Origin of the sequence: Pelistega europaea (assembly GCF_013133775.1) — a bacterium.
Classification (GTDB): Bacteria; Pseudomonadota; Gammaproteobacteria; order Burkholderiales; family Burkholderiaceae_B; genus Taylorella; species Taylorella europaea.
Map to the genome: position 1 here is coordinate 36400 of NZ_JABGBO010000003.1, position 23941 is coordinate 60340.

Here is a 23941-nt window from a genome sequence, read left to right on the forward strand (position 1 = left end):
TAGCTTATTATTCTACCGTTTTACCACAATCGGAGGGAATTTGTGTGTCATATCTTTAGGCAATTTAGTAACATTTAACGCCAACTTACGAGCCATTTGTCGATAAATCAAGCCAACATCAGATTGAGGCTCTTGAGCTACAATGGGAAAACCACTATCAGACTGTTCACGCACCCGAATATGTAAAGGCAAAGCTCCAATAGAGGGAATACCGAGTTGTTGAGCAAATTTCTTTCCTCCATCTTCACCAAAAATATGCTCTACATGACCGCAGTTGCTGCAAATATGCACACTCATATTTTCTACAATACCAAGCACAGGGATATTTACGGTTTGAAACATATTCACTCCCTTACGTACGTCCAAAAGGGCAATATCTTGTGGTGTTGTTACAATCACTACGCCAATAATAGGAACTTTTTGCACCAAACTTAACGCAATATCTCCGGTACCGGGAGGCATATCGACAATTAAGTAATCCACATCAGGCCATGCAGTCAAATTAAGTAATTGATTCATCGCCTGTACAACCATAGGACCACGCCAAATTGCTGCTTTATCATCCTCTATCAGAAAACCGAAAGAGTTCACATAAACTCCATGAGCATAAGGAGGAATCATATGTTGTTGTGCATCCAGTTCTGGTTTGTCCTTGACTCCTAATAATAGCGGTTGGGACGGTCCATAAATATCTGCATCTAACACTCCCACTTTAGCCCCGGATTGTGCCAGAGCTACCGCTAGATTCACTGCAGTTGTACTTTTACCGACCCCTCCTTTGCCTGATGCCACTGCAATAATGTTTTTAACATGTTTCAAAGGACGCAAACCATCTTGAACTTTATGCTGTTGCACCCCATTTACAACGGACAAACGCACTTCACTAACACCAAGAGGCTGTAACAAAACCAATGCTTGTTGTTGCAATGCCTCCTCTTCTGAGGGTGATAAATAATATCCTGGAGTAAGTTGGACAAAGACAGAAGAGCCATGTACACGAATATCCTCTTCTTTCAAAAGGTGTCCGATAACCTCCCCTACAAGAGGGTCTTTAAGTGATTGAAGCTGTGTTAGAACAATACTAGGATTTAAACTGACTGTCATAAGGACTCTATATCGGTGTTAAAATCAAATGAAAACTTTATCATAACGGGTTTACTTTATCCTGTCTTTAAACACCCCAATGTCATTAAGTTTTTATTAAGAAGATATTAAATCTGTTGTCTTTATAGCGTTTTCTTTTAATCTCATTTTTTTGGAGCCATCATGGACTTTCTTCGACAATTATTCCGCGGTGCAATGGTATTACTTTTTACCCTTGTCGGACTTGGTATGGCTTTCGCTTTGCTAGTGGTCGGTGTCGTATCACTAGGCATTATGTATCTTGTCTATCTTATTCGTGGTCAAAAATTCTCTGCTACAGAATATTGGCAGCAATCTCGTGCCCGAGCAAAACAAACCAGCTCTCAATTTAGCGGGCGTTTTCGTCAACCTAGCTATAGCCGCCGTCCTGCTCAGGATGTCAGTGATGCTGAGGTGAGAGAAATTAAACACGATACGTAGGCTGTATCACTATTGAAGATATTTAATCTGCATATGTTTATCTGATGAGCTGTGCTATTTTACTATTTTCGTCTGAAACAAACCTATTTTTAAATAAATAACCCCTCATTTATCGAGAACGGAATCTTTTAATTTAAAAATTTCGCTTTTGGTTTAAAATCTTATTTTTCTTATTTTTTTAAAGTAATTACACAATGACACGCACTATTTTTGTAACAACAGCACTTCCTTATGCCAACGGTTCATTCCATATTGGTCATATTATGGAATATATTCAAGCCGATATTTGGGTGCGTGCGATGCGTATGTCAGGTCATACCGTACACTTTGTAGGGGCTGATGATGCGCATGGCGCCCCTATTATGCTTAAAGCTGAAAAAGAAGGCATTACTCCAGAGGAACTTGTTCGTCGTATTGCCAACGAACGTCCTATCTATCTAAATGGTTTTCATATCAAGTTTGACCACTGGCACTGTACTCATAGCCCAGAAAATGAAGCATTATCTGGTGATATTTACCTTGCATTAAAGAAAAATAACTTGATTAGTAAGCGTACAATTGAACAATTCTATGACCCTGTTAAGGGTATGTTCTTGCCTGATCGCTACATTAAAGGTGAATGTCCTAAATGTCATGCCAAGGATCAATATGGAGACTCTTGCGAAGTATGTAGTGCCGTTTATGCACCAACAGAGTTAATTAACCCTTACTCAACCTTGAGTAATGCAACTCCAGTATTAAAAACCTCTGAGCACTTTTTCTTTAATCTTTCTGATCCTCGCTGTGTACAGTTTTTACACGAGTGGACACAAGGTTCTAGCAAATTTGGATATAAACATCTCCAAAATGAAGTCCTTGGTAAAACTAAAGAGTGGCTTGGCGAAAGCATCGAAAATAACAACCTCAATGACTGGGATATTTCTCGTGATGCCCCTTATTTTGGTATTGAGATTCCTGGAGAGCCAGGTAAGTATTTCTATGTATGGTTAGATGCTCCAGTAGGTTATCTAGCCTCACTCAAAGCCTATTGTGATAAAAAAGGCATAGATTTCAATGCATTATTAGATCCGGAAGGTGATACCGAGCAAATTCACTTTATTGGCAAAGACATTACCTACTTCCACGCCCTTTTCTGGCCTGCTATGTTGAAGTTCTCTGGACGTAAAACACCAGACCAACTAAATGCACATGGCTTTATCACTGTCAGTGGTGAGAAAATGTCTAAGAGCCGTGGCACAGGTATTTCCCCTCTACGCTACCTAGAGTTGGGCATGAACCCTGAGTGGATGCGTTATTACATTGCCGCCAAACTCAATGCTAAGGTTGAGGATGTTGATTTCAATCCCGAAGATTTTATTGCACGTGTTAACGCAGACCTTATCGGCAAGTACATCAACATTGCCAGTCGTGCAGCTAATTTCATCAGCCGCCATTTTGAGGGGAAATTGGCCTACTCTGGTAGCACGGATGAAATGTTGACTGAGATTAGTACACTTGTTGATAGCGTAAGTAAGGATTTAGAAGCCCGTGAATATAGTCGTGCCATTCGTACATTGATGGCATATGCAGACACAGTCAACCAAGCATTTGACCAAGCTGCTCCTTGGGTTCTTGCCAAGGGTATTAGCACAGCAAGTGAAGACACCAAAGCTCAATTACAAGACATCTGCTCACGTGCAATTGCCGGATTTAAAGCCTTATCTGTGGTACTCAGTCCTGTATTGCCTGCATTAGCAGAACGCATTGCATCAGAGTTGTTTGGCATTAACCGTACCTTTGTGTGGGGCGATGCAATGGATCTACCGCAAACTATTGCTCCATTTAAACACCTTATGCAGCGTGTAGACGCCACACAGGTGGACGCATTACTAGAACCTCCAGCTCCAGCAGTAGAAACCCCAAAACCAGGGGGAGAAGAAATTGCAGAAACCATCAAGATTGATGATTTTGCCAAGATTGACCTGCGTATTGCCAAGATTGTTGAGTGCAATCATGTGGAGGGTTCTGATAAGCTCTTGCAACTAACTTTAGATGTAGGGGAAGGTCACTACCGCAATGTATTCTCTGGTATTAAATCAATGTATAAACCAGAGGATTTAGTAGGCAAGCTAACTGTTATGGTAGCTAACCTTGCTCCTCGCAAGATGAAGTTTGGTATTTCTGAAGGGATGGTATTAGCAGCCAGCCACGCCGACGAAAAAGCTAATCCTGGCATCTACGTACTAGAACCATTCCCTGGTGCTCAGCCGGGTATGCGTGTTCGCTAGTTAGGTAGAGGTGATATGAACACACACACTATCGAAGAGCAAGGCGGTACATCAGCTACCGCCACCAAAGAACAACAAATCCTTGCGGACACATCGAACTCTTCTTCAGATAAGGGGCAAGCCACCCTATCTACTAAAGAGGATTCTCACCCTCGTTTTGGGCATATCCGTAGTTTTGTCCACCGTCGTTCACATATTACACAAGGACAGCAACATGCGATTGATAGGCTAGCCCCAAAATGGACTATTCCCTATCAAGATCAGCTGCTAGATTTTGCTACTGTCTTTGGACGTCATGCCCCAACCATTTTAGAAATAGGTTTTGGTATGGGAGAGACAACGGAGAAGATTGCTCAAACACGTACTGGTGATAACTTCCTTGGTGTTGAGGTATTTCCTGCTGGGGTAGGTTCTATGCTCAATCGCATCGAAGCCTCCAACTTGCATAATGTACGTATCATTCAACATGATGCTGTTGATGTAGTTAATCACATGATTCCCCCAGAAAGTCTAGATGGGATTCATATTTATTTCCCCGACCCTTGGCCTAAGAAACGTCACCATAAGCGTCGCCTAATTCAAGGACCTTTTGTTCATTTGCTAGCACAACGCTTAAAATCTGGTGGCTATATTCATTGTGCCACTGACTGGGAGAACTATGCAGAACAGATGCTAGAAGTACTAAGTAACGAGCCTTTGTTATGCAATACCGCTGATGGTTTTGCTCCTAAACCAGACTACCGTCCACAGACAAAATTTGAAACTAGAGGTTTTAGACTAGGTCATAGTTCTTGGGATGTAGTATTTAAAAAAATCTAATACTTACCAAGCTGTTACGCTAATCAATCAAATATCATGCTATATCCCGCTATTACCCCTTATAGAACTGGTTTTTTAGATACACAAGATGGACACTTAGTCTATTGGGAGCTTTGTGGCAACCCTAATGGCAAACCCGTGATATTTTTGCATGGTGGTCCTGGTGCTGGATGCTCAGACAATCATCGCCGTTTATTCAACCCTGAAAAATACCATATCATGTTATTTGATCAACGTGGTTGTGGTCGGTCATTGCCTAAAGCATCTCTAGAAAATAATACAACATGGCATTTGGTCAGCGATATTGAACGCTTACGTCAAGAAGTGCTTGGTGTGGAAAAAGTCATGATTTTTGGAGGTTCTTGGGGATCTACACTAGCTTTAGCATATGCAGAAACACACCCTAACCATGTCAGCGAACTAATTTTGCGTGGCATTTTTATGTGTCGCCAAGAAGAAATCCGTTGGTTTTACCAAGAGGGGGCTTCGTTTGTATATCCTGATTACTGGGAAGACTATGTTCGCCCTATTCCAGAAGCAGAGCGTTATGATATGCTATCTGCCTTTCATCGTCGCCTTACTGGCAACAATGAGGAAGAAAAGCTAGCTGCTGCCACAGCATGGGGACTATGGGAAGGCCGAGGCATTACTCTATTGCCAGACCCAGAGACAGCAAACCACTTCTCTGCAGATGGTTTTGCAGTCGCTTTTGCTCGTATCGAAAATCATTATTTTATGCATAATGGTTTTTTTGAAGACGAGCAACTACTTCGTAATGCCTATAAAATCCGACATATCCCTACTGTTATCGTACAGGGGCGCTATGATATGTGTACCCCAATGAAAACCGCATGGGATTTACATAAAGCCTTGCCCGATGCAAAATTCGTCCTTATCAATGATGCTGGACATGCTTATAGCGAACCAGGTATTCTTAAAGCACTAATTGAGGCGACAGATAAGGCTGTAGAAGAGTAAAAAAGGTAAGCCTGTCTCATCCTCTTATCTATATGGAAAATACAACAATGGCTGAGAAAATCTTAACCATGTTCTCAGCCACTAGTTGTACTACATTAAACCCAAGAATAATCTTGATTTATTTCACTAATAAACGATTAAGCCTTTTCACAAACTCCGCTGAATCAGCAAGCTGTGCTCCTTCAAGCAACATCGCTTGATCAAACAAAACCTCTGCTAAATCACTGAAATCCTCACCCTCTACCTCTTTGAGTTTCTTCACTAAAGCATGGTCTGGATTAATCTCAAAAATAGGTTTCATATCAGGCACTTCTTGCCCTGCTGATTTCAGCATACGTAAGAGATGTGGGCTAAGTTCATTTTGACCTACCACCACGCAAGAAGGAGAATCTACCAAGCGTGCAGTAACACGAACCTCTTTCACCTTGTCTTTGAGAGCCTCTTGTAAACGCTCCACAAGCGGTTTAAATTCTTGTGCTACTTCTTCTTGGTGCTGCTTCTCTGCCTCATCACTAAGTTTCTCAAGATCCAAACCTCCCTTAGAGACAGACACTAGTTGTTTACCATCAAACTCGCGGAAATAAGTAAGCATCCACTCATCCACTCTGTCAGAAAGCAACAAGACCTCAATGCCTTTTTGACGGAAAATTTCAAGATGAGGACTACTTTTTGCATTAGCAAAATTTTCTGCAACAACATAGTAAATCTTATCTTGCCCCTCTTTCATGCGAGACACATAGTCATCCAAAGAAACCGTTTGTGCAGGTTGATTATCATGAGTAGAGGCAAAACGCACTAATTTAGCAATACGTTGCTGATTCGCCTGATCCTCTCCTAAGCCTTCTTTTAATACCTGACCAAACTCCGACCAAAATGTCACATAATCCTCAGGACGATTGTCTGCTAAATCCTCTAACATACTAAGTACGCGTTTAGCTGACCCATCGCGGATTAATTTCACATCTCGGCTTTCTTGCAAAATTTCACGCGATACATTTAATGGCAAGTCGGATGAATCAATTACTCCTCGCACAAACCGCAGATAAGAAGGCAATAACTGTTCGGCATCATCCATAATAAAAACTCGTTTGACATATAGTTTTACACCGCGTTTTGCATCTCGGTCATATAAATCAAACGGAGCATGTTTAGGGATATACAATAATTGAGTATACTCTGTACGCCCCTCTACACGGTGATGTGCCCAACATAAAGGCTCATCATAATCATGGCTGATATGTGAGTAAAATGCCTTATATTGTTCATCACTAATCTCGGATTTAGGCCGTGTCCAGAGAGCATTTGCTTGGTTGATATTTTCCCATTCACCGGTCTTTTTACTTTCACTTTTCTCAGCATCGTACTCTTCTTTCTCCATTTGGATAGGAATAGAAATATGATCTGAATAACGTCGCAATACATCACGTAACACCCAGTTGTTTAAGAAACGCTCTCCTTCCTCATTCACATAAAGTGTAATTGTGGTACCACGAGATGCTTTCTCAACTGATTCAATCGTGAATTCACCTTGCCCCTCTGACACCCAATGTACTGCCTCATTGGCTGCTACACCCGCTTTGCGAGTAAGAACTTCCACTTTATGAGCAACAATAAAAGCAGAATAGAATCCCACACCAAACTGACCAATAAGTTGGGCATCTTTTTGTTGATCTCCTGTCAACGAAGCAAAAAACTCTTTGGTACCTGAACGAGCAATTGTACCCAGGTTTGCAATCACTTCATCATGCGTCATACCGATACCGTTATCGTCAATCGTAATAGTCTTCTTGGTCTCATCAAAACTAATACGAATACGCAAATCGCTATCTTCTGCTAATAATTCTGGACGATTAATCGCCTCAAAACGCAATTTATCACAAGCATCTGATGCATTAGAAACCAACTCGCGCAAGAAAATCTCTTTGTTAGAATAGAGGGAGTGAATCATCAACTGAAGTAATTGCTTAACCTCAGTTTGAAATCCCATCGTTTGTGCATTAGACATATAAATCCTCCAAAAATAATTTGCTTGGCAGATGGGGATGAAAAGAGTTTTTTTCAAGACAGTATGAAAAAGAAAATATTATTAAAAGATTTAGTTTAAAAACATAAAGGAAGTCCAACAGCTACTTTAAAAGTAAACAAACAAAACCTATTTGACCTGATAAAACGCACCACCAACTCAGAAATAATTTAGGCAATAAAACAACAAATCTATAAAAAACTGACCTTCTTCTTAATAATTTTTTGCCCCCATAGTGACAAGAAAGTAAAAGTTCGATAAAATAGCAACCCTATCAGTTGATTACACTGCAATCTATCAATGAGCCCGGGTGGTGAAATTGGTAGACGCAGGGGACTCAAAATCCCCCGCCGCAAGGCGTGCCGGTTCGATTCCGGCCCCGGGCACCACAAACTCATTGATTGCATCAATACAGTCAAAGGTTGCAGATAAACAGAATTCCTATTCAGGAAAAAATACTCCCCCTCCTCAGAATACTCTAAGCAATATTCAAGATTTTTTACTTCAAAAAATTATTTGATTATTTCAAAGTGTGCTTCTTTTGTGGCAATAACACATTCAAGATTTTTTACTCCAAAAAATTATTTGACTCCCCTAAAAACATCACCATATACGAGCTTTTAAACAAGCCGCTCACACCTTGTGCAGAATGCACCAAGAAAATTCATTAATGATTTTTCTGCTTTTAAAAAGCAACACCCTTCCCATCTGAATTATAAAAAAGTGCAACACTAGTCCCCATCCCCATCTTCACACAATTCCTAGCCTATTCACTCATTAGCAATTCTCCTACCTCTCTTTTATTTACAAAAAGACATAATTATACTTTTTATTATCTCTAATTCATTTCATCATTTACGTGTCGTACCTGTTTCATATTATTGTGAGGAGTTTTTATGAAAATATCTATTATTGGGGTTGGTGCAGTAGGTGTGGGTATTTGTCAAAACCTTCTTAATTTAGGAAACTGTCGAGAAATTGTACTAGTGGATTTAAATAAAGATCGTAGCGAAGGAGAAGCCCTTGATTTTAGCCACACTAGTGCCTTATCGTATGCTAAAAACACCCGAGTCTATTCAGGTAATTATGAAGATACTGCACAAAGTGATGTCATTGTGATTACTGCTGGTGCCCAAATAAAAGTAGGGCAAAATCGTTTAGATTTAGCACAAATCAACTCCCCTATTGCTGTTGATATTGCCAAAAAACTATGGGAATATGCACCCAATGCAATTCTTGTTATCGTGACTAATCCATGCGATATTTTGACACATTTTATTATCGCTAACACCCCATACTCTCCTAATCAAGTGATCAGTGCTGGTTGTGTCATTGACTCTGCTCGCCTAATGAAAATCATTTCCCAATACGTTAATGTAGATCCCAAAAATGTTTTTGGTATGGTGTGGGGAGAACATGGCTCTGGCAGTGTTATCCCATGGGGATTGGTACAGGTCGCAGGACAATCACTAGATGATTATTGTCGTAGCAATGGATTGCCGATTTTTGATAAAGCCCATTTACTAGAAGAGGTGAAACAGGCAGGGATTGATATCTTTAATCGTAAACTCAATACCAACCATGGTATTGCCGCCAGTGTTTTCCGAATTATTCGCGCGATTACTGTTGATGAACACTCTGTTCTGCCTGTTGGCGTTCTCATGCGTGGCGAATATGGAATTCGCGATATTGTATTTAATGTCCCCACTGTTATTGCTCGCACAGGTATCGTACGCCAAATTCGTTATCAATTACCTGATGAGGATATTGCAGCATTACAAAACACAGCCACTCATTTACGTCAAGTAGTTCAGCATGTCGTAGAAAATACAAAGCTATTAGGCTAAAAGTAATGGCAGTGCTCGCCATCCCCACTGAGCCTCTACTCGATAACGATTCCAGTCAAAAAACGGCCCTGGATCTGTTTTACGAGTAGGGGCAATATGTTCATGCCCTCTTACTGCACGCAAAGGATAACGGTTTTTTAACACCTGACTTAATGAAGCTAACTGTAGATACTGCTCATTAGTAAACGGCTCAAAATCACTACCCTCTAGCTCTATCCCAATAGAGAAGTCATTGCACATAGCCTGCCCTTCAAAACAGGAAACTCCGGCATGCCAAGCACGTTTATCCGTACTCACAAACTGTATAATTTCACCATCTCTACGAATAAGAAAATGAGCTGAGACACGCAAGTGAACAATTTCTTTAAAAAAGGGATGATGCTCTACTTCCAAAGAGTTTGTAAACAGTTGCTCAATATAAGGTCCCCCAAACTGCTGAGGTGGCAAGCTAATATTATGAATAACAAGTAATTTTGCTACCTGCCCCACTGGTCGTTCGTTAAAATTAGGAGAAGGAATCTTACGCACCCCATTTTTCTCGACCAACCAACCATGTCTATCCAGACACAACGACATATCAAGATATCCTCTTACCTAGACGCTCATGTTCAGTACAGCACCAAACATGTCCTTGACGAATAATAGCCTCATTCTCAGGCAGGTACACCCCACAATGATCACATTGCACCATAGTGATAGTCTTAGCCGCTTGACCTTGTGGAGCACCCGTTCTTGAATACTTACGAGACTGTGAGGCTACTACTGACCGGTGGCGCAATAGATGAATAACACCCCACACTATCAAAACAAAAATCAGAAATTTCATGAGATGCTCTTATGTAAAACTTCTTCAAAAATAATACGTGTACCAGTATAAGCCAACATCAACAACGCAAACCCGCATAATGTCCAACGCAATGCAATACGTCCTCGCCACCCCCACATCATACGCCCAAACAGCAAAGTCCCAAAAATCACCCAAGATAACAGGGTAAAAAAGGTCTTGTGGTCATTGGGCAGGATACGTCCTGTTAAATCCATTGAGACAAACATACCTGTCACAATGGAGACTGATAATAATGCAAAGCCTATCCAGATAATACGAAACAATAAACGCTCTTGTACTAATAAAGGGGGTTGAGCATCTAATACTCGCGATAACAAGCTTGGGGTCGTGCTAAAGTGCTGCGGTCGGTGCAGATAGTTATCTAGACTTGTCATAATAAGTGCCTGCAATGCCCCCAATGCAATCAAGCTATAGGCAAATAAAGAAGTCACTAGATGCACCATAAACAGCTTTGTAGGTACATTAATCGTTGTACTAAGCCCAGAGGTGGGAAACAATGCAGCAAGTACACAAATCACCACACCAATTGGCAATAACAATAGTTGAAAGCCATTAATCTTCATAAAATGACTATCAAACCAATATACCATCACTCCCAGCCAAAGTGTAAATGACAGCCCCAAAGTCCAATTAATACGAATCTGCCCACTGGATAACATTCCCAAATGGATAGCAAATCCTTGAATAACAATCAAAATAAAGAAAATAATAGAGATAGGAATCGGGATGGTACGCTTATTGACTTCTTTTTGTTTTAATAAAGCAAACCAAATTGAGGTGCCAAGTCCAAGATAGAACAACGCGGCTAAATAGTGCAATACAATATCGGTTGACATAAAATTTAAAAGCCCAAAATATACAGGGAATGATTTACAAGTATAACCCACTCTAGCAAAAAATATGTTTGATAATTTAACCAACCGTTTATCAAAAATCATGCAAACCATGCGTGGAGAGGCTCGTCTTACTGAGTCCAACACTAAGGACATGTTGCGTGAAGTTCGTATGGCCCTGATTGAGGCCGATGTTGCCCTACCCGTAGTACGCGACTTTATTGAGCGAGTCAAATCCAAAGCTATGGGACAGGAAGTTGCAACTAGCTTAAATCCAGGCCAAGCATTAGTTGGCGTTGTTCACAAAGAACTCACCGCTTTGATGGGTGGGGACTTAGGTGAGTTTGCTGCTGAATTATCACTAGCCACCCAACCACCCGCTGTCATTTTAATGGCAGGTTTGCAAGGTGCAGGTAAGACCACCACAACAGGTAAACTCGCCAAACTCTTAAGTACTGGTCAGCTTAAACAGCAAGGGCGTAAGATTAACCCTAAAAAAGTACTCGTAGTCAGTGCAGACGTTTATCGCCCTGCAGCGATTGAGCAATTAAAAACAGTTGCCGCACAAGTAGGCGTGGACTTTTTTCCCTCAGACCCTAATCAAAAACCTCAAGATATTGCTCTATCCGCATTAGACCATGCTAAGCGTCACTTTTATGATGTATTGATTGTGGATACGGCAGGTCGTCTTGGTATTGATGAGGCGATGATGAAAGAAATCGCCGAACTCCATCAATTACTCAAGCCCATTGAGACCCTATTTGTAGTGGATGCTATGCAGGGGCAAGACGCAGTCAATGTAGCCAAAGCATTCTCCGAAGCTCTACCATTGACTGGTGTTGTACTTACTAAATTAGATGGTGATGCACGTGGTGGTGCTGCCCTATCAGTTCGTTATATCACAGGCAAACCTCTTAAATTTATCGGTGTTTCAGAGAAAATCGACGGTTTAGAGCCGTTCCACCCAGAGCGTATGGCACAACGAGTGCTTGGCATGGGGGATATTGTATCTTTGGTCGAACAAGTCCAAAGCAATATCGATATGGCTGAAGCCGAAAAGATGGCGAAAAAAATCAAGAGCGGTGACCGCTTTGATTTAAATGATTTTCTGGAACAACTTCAGCAAGTCAAGAAAATGGGAAGCATGAGTAGTTTGTTAGAGAAATTACCTGGACAGTTTGCACAGGCAGCAGCGCAGCTTAAAGAAGGAGAGGCAGAAAAGCAACTGCGTCGTACAGAGGGTATTATTCGCTCTATGACCCCATTAGAACGTCGTAAACCGGAGATTATCAATGGCAAACGCAAACAACGCATTGCCAAAGGCTCTGGCGTGCCTGTACAAGAAGTAAATCGTCTATTAAAACAATTCGACCAAATGCAAGGTATGATGAAGCAATTCAAAAAAGGCGGTATGGGTAAGCTAATGCGTGGTATGAATGCCCTGCGTGGAATGGGAGGCATGGGCGGCTTTGGAGGCTTTGGGAAGCGGCGTTAACTAAAAACTCCCTACAAGTTACACCAACCTGTAGGGAGTACTTCTAACAACTTAGTCTAGTGTTAATAAGCTAACAACAATTAACGTCATGCATCTTTATACTGTTGCAACAACTTATCTGCTGCCACAATGGCGTCATACACCATATCAGGTGTAACTTTGAATGGTTCATTGTGAATGGTCTCGCCTTCAGCACAAGACAACTCAGCCACTTTACGCCACTCTTCTTCTTTGAACTCTTTTAACCCCAAATCAGCAAGTGTCAATGGCAAACCAACTGCTTTTATAATACCAATCACTTCCTCTAACTCTTCTGTAGAAGCACCTTCCATCACAAGCTGAGTAACCAGACCAAAAGCTACTTTCTCACCATGCATAGCACCATGTAAATCATGAACAGCAGTCATACCATTATGAATGGCATGAGCAGCCGCTAGCCCACCTGATTCTGCACCCACACCACTCATGTAGATAGTCGCTTCAATAGTACGTTCTAGAGCAGGCGTTACAGACTTTGTTGCTACCGCATGCATTGCTTGTGCTGCATAATCGCGGATAGTTTCATAACACATCTTAGCAATACCCAGACCTGATAAACTAGGTTGCATCAACACCAAGTTAATACCACTAGTTGCATAGCAAGTGCGTGCTTCAAAATAAGTCGCCAAGCCATCACCTACCCCAGCAGCAAAGAAACGTGCAGGCTCAGATGCCAATAATTTTGTATCTGCCAATACTGCGTTGGGGTTATTAGGCAAGAATAGATAACGATTAAAAGACCCATCACTGTTATAAATAACAGCCAATGCAGTACATGGAGCATCAGTAGAAGCTAATGTAGGCACAATCACCACTGGAACATCTTTATAGTAGGCAGTGGCTTTAGCGGTATCCAATGTTTTACCCCCACCAATACCTATAACAAACTTACAACCATTTTTATCAAACTCTGCCTTGTGGAGATTGATTTCATCATCGGAACACTCACCACCAAATGTCGTAAAAACAGGCTTAACACCATTGTCGGCAAAGCTCGCCGCTGCTTCTTTTTCTACACAAGGAGCAATAAAAGGGTCACTAATCACAAGTGCGTAATCACCATATTGTTTAACATATTTACCTAAATCACTGAGTAAACCCGCTTGAATTAAAAATTTCATAGGGGAAGTAATCGACTTAACTACAGACATTGCTATCTCCTTGCAATAAATGAACTACCCTTTATTAGGGAATACCCTTATTATACGCCTATTATCACGACAAACCCATGACAAGATAGAAAAGCGTCATTTTGCAAGAAAAGACACTACCCCTTATGCATTCAATAATCGGTCTTTTAGTAGGCAACACAGTAATCCCAGATATAGCAAGGTAGCTCTTAAAAAGCTTTTCAGCAGTTCTACAAATAATAAAACAGTCATGGTGTACACCTAGCTATTTTTCCTTAATGAGCAACTCTTATATATGAGTTGTAATTTTTCCTGTAAAATAAGAGTTTTACCACTTTTTATATTGGTTCGATTATGTCTACAGCTAAAATTACCTATACTCTCACTGACGAAGCGCCAATGTTGGCGACTTATTCGTTTTTGCCTATTGTTAAGGCATTTACCTCTGCTGCTGATATTGCAGTAGAAACTAAAGACATTTCCTTAGCTGGTCGTATCCTTGCTAATATGTCTAACTACCTTAAAGATGACCAAAAAACAGCAGACGCATTAGCTGAATTAGGTGAACTTGCTAAGCAGCCAGAAGCCAATATCATCAAACTACCTAATATCTCTGCGTCTATTCCTCAATTAAACGCAGCGATTGCGGAATTGCAGAAACATGGTTTTGCAGTACCTAACTACCCAGCAGATCCTAAAACTGATGAAGAAAAAGCCATCAAAGCTGCTTATGCTAAAGTACTTGGCTCAGCGGTGAATCCTGTACTACGTGAAGGTAACTCTGACCGCCGTGCTCCTAAAGCTGTAAAAAACTATGCCAAGAAAAACCCTCACTCTATGGGTGTATGGTCTAAAGACTCAAAAACTAAAGTAGCCCACATGGAGTCTGGTGACTTCTATGGTACAGAAAAATCAGTGACTGTTCCTAATGAGTCTCAGTTTAAAATTGAATTTGTTGCTAAAGATGGCTCTGTAAAAGAGTTAAAAGGATTGGCTCCACTCAAAGCAGGTGAGGTATTAGACTCTTCTGTCATGAGCTTATCTGCACTCAAGGCTTTTGTGAAAAAAACCAAAGAAGAAGCCAAAGCAGCTGGAGTACTTTTCTCAGCCCACTTAAAAGCCACCATGATGAAGGTTTCTGACCCTATTATCTTTGGTGCAGTGGTATCTGTATACTTTGAAGATGTTTTCAATAAGTACGCCACTTTATTTGCAGAACTAGGTATCAATCCTAACAATGGCTTAGGTGAGCTTTATGCGAAGATTGCTGGTCACCCTCAAGAAGCTGAAGTAAAGGCAGCGATTGATGCAGCTATTGCGGCTGGCCCTGCCATTGCTATGGTCAACTCTGATAAAGGTATTACCAACTTACATGTCCCTTCTGATGTTATCGTAGATGCCTCTATGCCTGCGATGATTCGTACGTCCGGACAAATGTGGAATGCAGAAGGTAAACAACAAGATACTTTTGCTATTATCCCTGACCGTTGCTATGCTGGTGTATATGAGGCAGTTATTGAGGATTGTAAAGCCAATGGAGCTTATGATCCTCGTACCATGGGTTCTGTGCCCAATGTAGGTCTCATGGCACAAAAAGCTGAAGAATATGGTTCTCATGATAAGACATTCCAAGCTGAAGCTGACGGCGTTATCCGTGCTGTGGACGCGAGTGGAAATGTGTACATGGAGCAACCTGTTCAGGCTGGTGACATCTTCCGTATGTGCCAAACCAAAGATGCTCCTATCAAGGATTGGGTGAAATTAGCTGTTAGTCGTGCACGTTTATCCAATACACCTGTGGTATTCTGGTTAGATGAAAACCGTGCCCACGACCGTGAAATTATCAAGAAAGTCAACGCTTACTTACCCGAGTTTGATACCTCTGGTCTCGATATTCGCATTCTTTCTCCTATTGAAGCATGCAAATTCTCAATAGCTCGTATCCGTAAAGGAGAAGATACTATCTCTGCAACAGGTAATGTATTGCGTGATTACTTAACTGACCTATTCCCTATTCTTGAGTTAGGTACATCAGCTAAGATGCTCTCTATCGTACCTCTTATGAATGGTGGTGGTTTATTTGAGACTGGTGCTGGTGGTTCTGCTCCTAAACACATTGAGCAATTTATCACTGAAGGCTATTTACGCTGGGACTCTCTAGGAGAGTTCTTGGCATTACAAGCATCACTAGAACATGTCGCTCAATCACAAAACAATGCAAAAGCGCAAGTGCTAGCTGATGCCTTAGATGAAGCAAATGCAAAATTCCTTGACAATGACAAATCTCCTGGTCGTAAATTAGGTACTATTGACAACCGTGGTTCTCACTTCTACCTTGCTATGTATTGGGCAGAAGCATTGGCTAACCAAAGTAAAGATGCTGATTTAGCTGCTCAGTTTAAACCTGTGGCAGAAGCTATGAAAACTAATGAAGCTAAGATTAACGAAGAGTTAATTGGTTCTCAAGGTAAGCCACAAGATATCAAAGGTTACTACCAACCTGATTTTGTGGCAACATCTGCTGCAATGCGTCCATCAGCAACATTAAATGCTATTGTAGATAGTATCTAATAAGCTGCTGATTAGTACGTGATAAAAAGCCAGTGACAATTCCATCTTCTCACTGGCTTTTTTAACATCTTATTGATTTGCACCACTGCATCTGCTCTTTCCTTAATTTGGAGGTATTTCATGGACATTCCTGATGACTTCAAAGAAACCCGTCCTGCAGAAATCAAACGCATCATCACAGAATTTCCCCTTGCCTGTATTGTTGCATCTACTCCAGAAGGCATTACTGCCACACATATTCCTTTAGTGTTCAAAGACGATTGTACGCTTGTTGGACACATGGCACAGAAGAATTCATTTCAAACAAACATTCCTACAGGACAAGAAGTTCTCTGTATTTTCACTGGTCCTCAAGGCTATATTTCAGCTAATTATTATCCAAGTAAATTCATTGATCACAAAAAAGTACCTACTTGGAATTACCAAGTAGTACACCTTTACGGCAATATTCAATACATCACAGATACCAAAGCAAAGTTATTAGCACTGGGTCTGCTCACCAAACAAAGTGAGCAAAAAGCCAATGGAAACAAAGAGTGGAAAATGTCAGATGCTCCTAAGGACTATTTAATGGAGCAACTTAACCATATTATTGCTTTTGAAATCCATATAAGTAAATGCCTAGCCAAATCTAAACTTAGCCAAAATCGCAGTCAACAAGATTTCTTGTCAGTCATCCATGAGCTTCAACAACGGGGAGAGAATGACTTAGCAGATAGCATGCAACGTTTAAAAAGGTCCTAGTTAAACAGTACAGCAGTGATGTCGACAACTCAACAGAATCACCCTGCTCTTATAACTAGCAACATCAGTGTTTTACTACCCTCCTGATTTTACAGTGACCTCAACAGTAATCTACGCCCTTACCACCAAATAAAACTTATTTCGTATGAGATAGATTACCCGGCATGCCTTAAATCTATCCATCAAATCATCTTAATATTTTTAATTATATTAGAATCACTCATTAAAACAACCAGAAATATAAAAAGAACTTCCCTTAGAATAATTTAATAAAAAAATCATATTTTCAATCAATAAGTTAGGCTGATATATTAGCTCCTAAGTCTTTTATTTTTGCTATCAAGAATGACTGATAGAACCAGTCACTTCCCCACTTTGGAGCCCATAATGAAAAAGTCACTTATCCTAATTTCTACATTATTATTTTTCCCTCTTATTCAACCTAGCTTGGCCAGTGACACCTCACTCACACTATTAAATGTTTCTTATGATCCGACTCGCGAACTCTATAAAGCCTATAACAACGACTTTAAACAATATTGGAAACAAAAAACAGGACAAGATATTACTATCCAACAATCCAATGGTGGTAGTGGTAAACAATCTCTCTCTGTTCAAAATGGCCTCAAAGCCGATGTGGTCACACTAGCCCTGGCTGCCGATATTGATGCCTTAAATAACACCGTTCATCTTATTCGCAAAGACTGGCAAGAGGCACTACCAGAACATAGTACTCCCTATACTTCAACTATCGTATTTCTCGTGCGCAAAGGCAATCCTAAAAACATCAAGGATTGGGGAGACTTAATTCGTGATAACATTTCTGTCATTACTCCTAACCCTAAAACCTCTGGAGGTGCTCGCTGGAATTTTCTTGCTGCATGGGCATGGGCAAAGCATCAAGCCAATGGTAGTGACTCAACAGCACAAGATTTTGTACAAAAACTCTATCAACATGTTCCTATTATGGATACAGGCGCCAGAGGTGCGACCATCACTTTTACCAAAAGACAACAAGGGGATGTCTTACTCGCTTGGGAAAATGAAGCCTATCTTGCCTTACAAGAGGCTCCTGACCAGTTCGACATCATTACACCAACATTATCTATCTTATGCGAACCTCCTGTCGCTATAGTCGATGATGTTGTCGATAAGAAAGGCACTCGTGCTGTGGCAACAGAATATTTAAAACGACTTTATACAACAGAAGCACAACGTCTTATTGCCAAGAATTTTTATCGCCCTATAGACCCAAAGGTACAAACTGAATTCGCTCAGCAATTCCCGTCTCTTCATCTAGTCAATATTCGTGATGAATTTGGAGGATGGCAGTACGCACAGAAAAGGTTCTTTGCTGATGGCGGCGTGTTTGACAAAATCTACATTCAACAGAAAAAGTAAGCACCTTCCTGGGGATGTCATTAAACCTCACATCCCCATCACTCCATCTATATTTTATGGTTATACACCGGATTATTTTTTATAGGTATAAGCGTAACCTAATTCAAAATCTAGTTATTCAATACACTTTACCTTTCTAGCATGAGCTCTTGCTGCCTCTTGACGGTTAAGTTGCTGGTATTGATTGAGAAAATTATTGCTTCCTGGAGCTTGCTGGGCAGCAGGAGGTTGAATAATACGCCCTGTAAGTTGAGAGCACTCTGCTGTTTTGGTGTGGTCTACAGGGCCGGCAGAGCAAGCGGATAAGATAGATACTAATAACAATCCTAACCATTTCCCATATTGACTCAATACTCGCATTTCAAACATCCCTTTTATCTAGTGACCAGCTATCCTAAAAATATGACCATGTCTTTACAACAAGACCTTTATCATATTGCATCTGATAGCGTACAATAAGGTTATTGTACTGAATAAACACGTAAAGGAAAACTCCTCATCATGAAACAGGTCACTATTTATCATAATCCTCGTTGTAGCACTTCTCGCAACACATTAGCTCTCATACGTGAGTCGGGTATAGAACCTACTGTTGTAGAATATCTCAAACACCCTCTTGATAAGAATGGTCTTAAAGATATTCTCAAAAAATCAGGATTAACAGCAAGAGAGCTTATCCGTGCCAAGGAAGAGCTTTTTAAGACGCTAAACCTCAATGCGGAAGGAGTCACTGAAGAACAACTGATTGATGCTATGGTAGAGCACCCTGTCCTCATGAACCGCCCTGTAGTCGTCACCGATAAGGGTGCTCGTCTTTGTCGCCCTATAGAAACCGTCAAAGAGATTCTCTAATCAATACGATTCCAGGTCTGTGTACGGCCAAATAGAGAAACTCCGATAAATCCTCGAAGTTTCAACTTTTGGCCTCCTTCTGCCATCTCTGCCTTCAGCTTATAAGTTTTACCATTGGAGGGGTCCATGATTGCCCCTTCTCCCCAAGCATTGTCTCCCACTTTTTTGAGAGACCAAATAATTGACATCCCCTCAATAGGTTTTCCCTTTTTATCACCCTCACACTTTTCGCAAAGTGCTCCTGGTTTTTGATTCAGCTTAATAATTGTGCCACGCAAGTCACCATTGGAATCTTGTGTAATTTTAACAACAGCCTTTTTAGCACCATCTTCATCGACAGATTGCCAAGTTCCAATAGGGGTGTTGGTTTGTGCCATGACCCATAAAGGTGAGCTCATTAATACCATGCCTGCTAATAATTTCTTCATTGTTGTCTCCTAAGAACCACATAGTCAGCCCTAATGACCAACTGTTTGGGAAAATAAATTAATAATCACTACCCCTGTAATAATAAAGCCTAATCCAAGAATAGCAGCAAAATCCAGTGTTTGTTTATACAGGAAATAACCTATCACGGCTAGCAGGACTATCCCTACCCCAGACCAAATAGCATAAGCAATCCCTAATGGAATTTGTCTTAAGGCTAGAGATAACATGTAGAAACTGATAATATAACCTATCACTGTGACAAGACTGGGGATTAATCGAGTAAATCCATGAGAAGCCAGTAAAGATGATGATGCCACTACTTCGGCTAAGATTGCGATTGCAAGATACAACCAGTTCATGTGTTACCTACTAAAAGAGTATTTTTACCTAAAAGTATACCATTATGACAAAACCTATCCTTTCTGCAAGCCATTTTGCTGCCGCAGTGGCTGCATTATTGGTCTCTTATGGGTCCTCTGCCGTTATTATTTATCAAGCTGCCCTATCTTTTGGTAGTACCCCAATACAAATTAACTCATGGTTTACTTCATTGGGCATCGCCTGTGGGTTACTCACTCTCGGGCTTTCCTTAAAATATAAAACCCCTATCATGGTCGCTTGGTGTACCCCTGGAGCTGCTTTAATGGTAGGGATGACAGGAATTCCCTTATCAGAGGCTACTGGAGCATTCCTGTTTGCTGGAGCCCTAATGTTGTTTTTTTCTCTTACGGGGCTTTTTAATCGTTTAGTCTCTCTTATACCCAAAACCCTTGCTTGTGCCATGTTAGCAGGTATTTTAATTAATTTTGGCTCACGGGTATTTGTTTCTGTGGAAACACAACCACTATTAGTGGGGATGATGTTATTAACCTATCTTCTCAGCAAAATACGTTTTCCTCGTTATAGTCTAATGTTTATGTTGCTTATTGGCTTTGGTTGTGCCTATTTCCTTGACTTACTCAACCTAGACCATATCCGTTGGAACAATCCTCAACTTGTTTGGCTAAATCCCAGCTTTAATCTACAAGTAATCATCAGTGTAGGTATTCCTTTGTTTATCACCTCATTAGTGACTCAAAATGTTCCTGCCATGACCATTCTAAAGATGTACCGTTACGACAACATCCCTGAAAAACCTTTGGTGAGTTCTTCAGCTCTAGCAACAGTCTTGATGGCTCCTTTTGGTGCATTCATGGTAAACCTTGCTGCCATAAGTGCTGCAATTACAATGGGAGATGATGTAGATCCAGATCCCAAAAAGCGCTATATTGCCAATATTTGGCTTGCTGTACTTTACTTTCTTGCTGCTGTTTTAGGAGGGACAATTGTCTCTGTTTTTGATGCACTGCCTAAAGAGCTACTAACAGCTCTTGCTGGTATTGCTATTTTTGGCACATTATTAAGCAATTTATTGCAAGCCTGGAATGATGAACCTACCAGGGAAGCCTCTCTGATTACGCTACTTACTAGTGCATCAGGTATGACTCTATTAGGGATTGGCAGTGCCTTCTGGGGACTTATCTTTGGAATTATGGTGTACCACCTAAACCTATATGTGCAGAGACAAAAACGCTGATAATGAAAATTCTCGTTGGGACTTGTCTAACATTTCTATGATATTGCAATTATAATAGCCATTGTCTTTAATTTTTATTTAATTTTTCTTGGAATTTATTGAAATGACTAAGAACTTAGTGAAGCTACTGTTATTAAGTACAACGGCTCTATCCCTTGCTGCTTGTGGAAACCTAAGCAAAATCAGTGCTGATGGTACGACAGACAATCCTGTTTTCCCTAACCCATCTGATGCTCAATTTAGTGCTAAAGGCAAATATCCTGGTTCATGGGTTCAAAAAGAAGATGTCGCACTTATTACGGTAGGCATGACCAAAGACCAGGTTTACAGTATACTGGGACGCCCTCACTTTGCCGAAGGTTTCTTTGATGTCCGCGAATGGGATTATGTTTTAAACTACCAAGAAAATGGTGAACATAAGGTATGTCAGTACAAGCTTCTATTCAACAAAGATATGCTTGTAAGTCAACAGCTATGGAAACCTGCTGATTGTAGCTTGCGTGCAGATTTAGCAGCTCCTAGCAATAATAAAAACTAATTTACCTTTATAGTGAGAAGAGCAACTATTTGCACTTTAGCGATAGTTGCTTTTTTTATGACTTGAAAAAACCACCCAATAGCATTGATACTATTGAGTGGTCAAGGGGATAAGTTGTTTGACGAATACTACCGTCGCAAAGAATTAAGCACCGAATACTTTAAAACGCACTTCATCATCCATATAGGTTTTCTCTGCAGCAGGAGCTTCAATGCTACCAAAAGGCATTTGTGCACGTAGTTTCCAAGAAGTGGGGATACCCCATTCTTTTGCTACAGCTTCATCAATAAGGGGGTTATAGTGTTGTAATGTGGCACCAACACCTTGCTCTGCTAAAGCTACCCAAACAGCATATTGTGCAATACCGCTTGCTTGTTCAGACCAGATAGGGAAATTATCTGCATAAGCTGGGAATTTGGCTTGTAGACCCTTTACAACATCTTGATCCTCAAAAAATAGTACAGTACCGAAACCAGCTTTAAAACAACCATTAATCTTTTGTTCTGTAGCTGCAAAAGTATCGGCAGGAACAATCTTACGCAAGGTGTCTAAAGTAGTAGACCATAATTTGTCATGAGCCTCACCAAAAAGCACAACAACACGAGAAGATTGTGAATTAAAAGAAGATGGTGCCTCACGCACAGTTTTCTTTACCAAAGCAACAATATCAGCCTTGGACAAATTCACATTTTTACCAATAGCGTAAATAGAACGACGTTTTTGTTGCAATTCAAAAAATGTTTGACTCATAGCGAATTCCTTTATTAATCCTTAACACATTGATGAGATAATCAATCTAACGATGGTGTTATTGTCAACCAAAACTATCAGTTGAACAAGCACTAAATAGGCAACGAATCATCAACCATGAGTAAACGATATATCTATGATGCCATCGGAAATAACTGCATAGCAACAGGACTCAGATAGACCTGATTTCCCACCTGATAAGCTTGTGCCTGTGTTGGAGGCAATAAAACCTCAACAAAACGTCCTTCTTTCTCAACTAATACTGTCAAACGCCAAAAAGCACCCACCTCATGACGATGTTTCAAAACACCTTTAAGCATTGCTCCTTCTGGCTGTGTTGATAGCTGCCATTGATGAGGTCGCACATAGGCACGGATTGGTTGAAATGCTCGAAAATCTGCAATAGAGTTCGTGGTAGTAGAAGTAAGTTGAGAGGTAGGAAAGGCAAAATTTGCATAGTGCCAAGCATTATTATCCCAACTGCCATCAAAGATGCTCACCTCACCAATAAACTCTGTCACAAAAGGAGTTTGTGGGGTGTGATAAAGGGTAGAGGCATCTCCTACCTGCTCTACATGACCATGATTCATCACCACAATTTCATCTGAAATTTCCAAAGCCTCTTCTTGATCGTGAGTCACCAATAAGCTTGTAATGTGTAACTCATGATGAATATCTCGCAACCATTGCCTTAACTCTTTACGCACCTTAGCATCTAGTGCACCAAACGGTTCATCCAGCAATAAAATCTTAGGCTCAACTGCAAGCGAACGTGCTAATGCAACACGCTGTCTTTGGCCTCCAGATAATTGATGTGGTAATGCCTTTGCTAAGTGTGGCAATTGGATTAATTTTAATAAGTGCATCACCTTGTCATGTATTTCTGCTTTAGTAGGTCGTTGTTCACGTGGCAAAGTGGTTAACCCAAAAGCGATGTTATCAAAGACACTCATATGCCTAAACAAGGCATAGCTCTGGAACATAAACCCGATATGGCGATCCTGCACTTTGGTATGTGTAACATCTACTCCATTTAATAAAATTTGACCACTATCCGCTGTTTCTAGACCTGCAATAATGCGCAGTAGCGTCGTTTTTCCACAGCCAGAAGGACCTAATAAAGACACTAAATGCCCTGTTGCAACATCCAAATTAATATGCTTAAGTGCATGGAATGATCCAAAGTGTTTTTCTATGTTTTTAACTTGAATACTCATAATGTTCTACTCACTATTCTTA

General features: G+C 40.7%; 23 protein-coding genes and 1 tRNA gene. 13 read left to right on the top strand and 11 right to left on the bottom strand.

What is annotated here, in order from left to right; all coding sequences use genetic code 11:
- Positions 1-12 precede the first annotated feature (12 nt).
- Positions 13-1104, bottom strand: a complete 1092-nt coding sequence (apbC, locus tag HKX40_RS03070) for an iron-sulfur cluster carrier protein ApbC (RefSeq protein WP_171588104.1) — start codon at positions 1102-1104, stop codon at positions 13-15.
- A gap of 162 nt (positions 1105-1266) precedes the next feature.
- Here apbC and HKX40_RS03075 point away from each other — a divergent pair, with 162 nt between their 5' ends.
- The 4 genes from HKX40_RS03075 (at position 1267) to pip (ending at position 5627) form a co-directional block, all read left to right on the top strand.
- Complete coding sequence (locus tag HKX40_RS03075; protein WP_171588105.1) at positions 1267-1563, top strand: hypothetical protein; 297 nt, start codon at positions 1267-1269, stop codon at positions 1561-1563.
- A 194-nt stretch (positions 1564-1757) separates the two neighbouring features.
- Positions 1758-3830: a methionine--tRNA ligase gene (metG, locus tag HKX40_RS03080; RefSeq protein ID WP_171588106.1), complete on the top strand. Its 2073-nt coding sequence runs from the start codon at positions 1758-1760 to the stop codon at positions 3828-3830.
- 15 nt (positions 3831-3845) lie between these two features.
- A complete protein-coding gene (trmB, locus tag HKX40_RS03085; RefSeq protein ID WP_171588107.1) occupies positions 3846-4649 on the top strand; it encodes a tRNA (guanosine(46)-N7)-methyltransferase TrmB in 804 nt (267 codons plus the stop codon).
- Positions 4650-4685: 36 nt separating this feature from the next.
- Positions 4686-5627, top strand: coding sequence for a prolyl aminopeptidase (gene pip / locus HKX40_RS03090; protein WP_171588108.1), 942 nt, complete (start codon positions 4686-4688; stop codon positions 5625-5627).
- A gap of 118 nt (positions 5628-5745) precedes the next feature.
- Here pip and htpG read toward each other — a convergent pair whose 3' ends face one another.
- On the bottom strand, positions 5746-7632 hold the full coding sequence (htpG, locus tag HKX40_RS03095) for a molecular chaperone HtpG (RefSeq protein ID WP_171588109.1): 1887 nt from the start codon (positions 7630-7632) through the stop codon (positions 5746-5748).
- 322 nt (positions 7633-7954) lie between these two features.
- On the opposite strand from htpG, the gene HKX40_RS03100 reads away from it, so the two are divergent.
- Together HKX40_RS03100 and HKX40_RS03105 are read left to right on the top strand one after the other, a co-directional pair.
- Positions 7955-8039, top strand: a tRNA-Leu gene (locus HKX40_RS03100).
- Between the two features lie 507 nt (positions 8040-8546).
- The gene (locus tag HKX40_RS03105) at positions 8547-9497 is read left to right on the top strand and encodes a lactate/malate family dehydrogenase (RefSeq protein WP_171588110.1); all 951 of its coding nucleotides are present in this window, start codon (positions 8547-8549) and stop codon (positions 9495-9497) included.
- Here HKX40_RS03105 and ampD read toward each other — a convergent pair.
- From ampD to HKX40_RS03120, 3 genes are read right to left on the bottom strand one after another with little or no spacing between them, the layout of a single operon-like run.
- Positions 9489-10073 carry a 1,6-anhydro-N-acetylmuramyl-L-alanine amidase AmpD gene (ampD, locus tag HKX40_RS03110; protein ID WP_171588111.1) on the bottom strand — a complete coding sequence of 195 codons (585 nt, stop codon included), beginning with the start codon at positions 10071-10073 and terminating at the stop codon, positions 9489-9491. The two genes, HKX40_RS03105 and ampD, sit on opposite strands and share 9 nt — an antisense overlap.
- A 1-nt stretch (position 10074) precedes the next feature.
- Complete coding sequence (locus tag HKX40_RS03115) at positions 10075-10323, bottom strand: PP0621 family protein (protein ID WP_171588112.1); 249 nt, start codon at positions 10321-10323, stop codon at positions 10075-10077.
- Positions 10320-11180 carry a cytochrome C assembly family protein gene (locus tag HKX40_RS03120; protein ID WP_171588113.1) on the bottom strand — a complete coding sequence of 287 codons (861 nt, stop codon included), beginning with the start codon at positions 11178-11180 and terminating at the stop codon, positions 10320-10322. The genes HKX40_RS03115 and HKX40_RS03120 overlap by 4 nt, the downstream gene beginning before the upstream one ends.
- Before the next feature lie 64 nt (positions 11181-11244).
- On the opposite strand from HKX40_RS03120, the gene ffh reads away from it, so the two are divergent.
- Positions 11245-12672, top strand: a complete 1428-nt coding sequence (gene ffh, locus HKX40_RS03125) for a signal recognition particle protein (protein WP_171588114.1) — start codon at positions 11245-11247, stop codon at positions 12670-12672.
- A gap of 86 nt (positions 12673-12758) precedes the next feature.
- Here the strand turns inward: ffh and HKX40_RS03130 are convergent, their stop codons facing one another.
- Complete coding sequence (locus tag HKX40_RS03130; protein ID WP_171588115.1) at positions 12759-13862, bottom strand: glycerol dehydrogenase; 1104 nt, start codon at positions 13860-13862, stop codon at positions 12759-12761.
- Between the two features lie 333 nt (positions 13863-14195).
- Here HKX40_RS03130 and HKX40_RS03135 point away from each other — a divergent pair, with 333 nt between their 5' ends.
- The 3 genes from HKX40_RS03135 to HKX40_RS03145 all read left to right on the top strand — a co-directional run bounded on the left by HKX40_RS03135 (position 14196) and on the right by HKX40_RS03145 (position 18557).
- Positions 14196-16412 carry an NADP-dependent isocitrate dehydrogenase gene (locus HKX40_RS03135; protein WP_216605154.1) on the top strand — a complete coding sequence of 739 codons (2217 nt, stop codon included), beginning with the start codon at positions 14196-14198 and terminating at the stop codon, positions 16410-16412.
- Between the two features lie 120 nt (positions 16413-16532).
- On the top strand, positions 16533-17156 hold the full coding sequence (locus HKX40_RS03140) for an FMN-binding negative transcriptional regulator (protein WP_171588116.1): 624 nt from the start codon (positions 16533-16535) through the stop codon (positions 17154-17156).
- Between the two features lie 387 nt (positions 17157-17543).
- A complete protein-coding gene (locus HKX40_RS03145; protein ID WP_171588117.1) occupies positions 17544-18557 on the top strand; it encodes a sulfate ABC transporter substrate-binding protein in 1014 nt (337 codons plus the stop codon).
- A gap of 114 nt (positions 18558-18671) precedes the next feature.
- Here HKX40_RS03145 and HKX40_RS03150 read toward each other — a convergent pair whose 3' ends face one another.
- Entirely contained in the window at positions 18672-18917 is a 246-nt protein-coding gene (locus HKX40_RS03150) for a hypothetical protein (RefSeq protein ID WP_171588118.1), read from the bottom strand.
- A 141-nt stretch (positions 18918-19058) separates the two neighbouring features.
- Here HKX40_RS03150 and arsC point away from each other — a divergent pair, with 141 nt between their 5' ends.
- Entirely contained in the window at positions 19059-19409 is a 351-nt protein-coding gene (gene arsC, locus HKX40_RS03155) for an arsenate reductase (glutaredoxin) (RefSeq protein ID WP_171588119.1), read from the top strand.
- Here the strand turns inward: arsC and HKX40_RS03160 are convergent.
- Both HKX40_RS03160 and HKX40_RS03165 read right to left on the bottom strand, forming a co-directional pair.
- On the bottom strand, positions 19406-19837 hold the full coding sequence (locus HKX40_RS03160; protein ID WP_171588120.1) for a DUF2147 domain-containing protein: 432 nt from the start codon (positions 19835-19837) through the stop codon (positions 19406-19408). The genes arsC and HKX40_RS03160 overlap by 4 nt on opposite strands.
- A 30-nt stretch (positions 19838-19867) precedes the next feature.
- Positions 19868-20197 carry a DMT family transporter gene (locus HKX40_RS03165; protein WP_171588121.1) on the bottom strand — a complete coding sequence of 110 codons (330 nt, stop codon included), beginning with the start codon at positions 20195-20197 and terminating at the stop codon, positions 19868-19870.
- A gap of 44 nt (positions 20198-20241) precedes the next feature.
- Between HKX40_RS03165 and HKX40_RS03170 the strand changes: the two genes are divergently transcribed.
- Both HKX40_RS03170 and HKX40_RS03175 read left to right on the top strand, forming a co-directional pair.
- Complete coding sequence (locus HKX40_RS03170) at positions 20242-21414, top strand: benzoate/H(+) symporter BenE family transporter (protein WP_171588122.1); 1173 nt, start codon at positions 20242-20244, stop codon at positions 21412-21414.
- A gap of 103 nt (positions 21415-21517) precedes the next feature.
- A complete protein-coding gene (locus tag HKX40_RS03175; protein ID WP_171588123.1) occupies positions 21518-21952 on the top strand; it encodes an outer membrane protein assembly factor BamE in 435 nt (144 codons plus the stop codon).
- Between the two features lie 144 nt (positions 21953-22096).
- Here HKX40_RS03175 and HKX40_RS03180 read toward each other — a convergent pair whose 3' ends face one another.
- On the bottom strand, positions 22097-22702 hold the full coding sequence (locus tag HKX40_RS03180; RefSeq protein ID WP_171588124.1) for a nitroreductase family protein: 606 nt from the start codon (positions 22700-22702) through the stop codon (positions 22097-22099).
- Between the two features lie 134 nt (positions 22703-22836).
- The gene (locus HKX40_RS03185; RefSeq protein ID WP_171588125.1) at positions 22837-23919 is read right to left on the bottom strand and encodes a sulfate/molybdate ABC transporter ATP-binding protein; all 1083 of its coding nucleotides are present in this window, start codon (positions 23917-23919) and stop codon (positions 22837-22839) included.
- Positions 23920-23941: the final 22 nt, after the last annotated feature.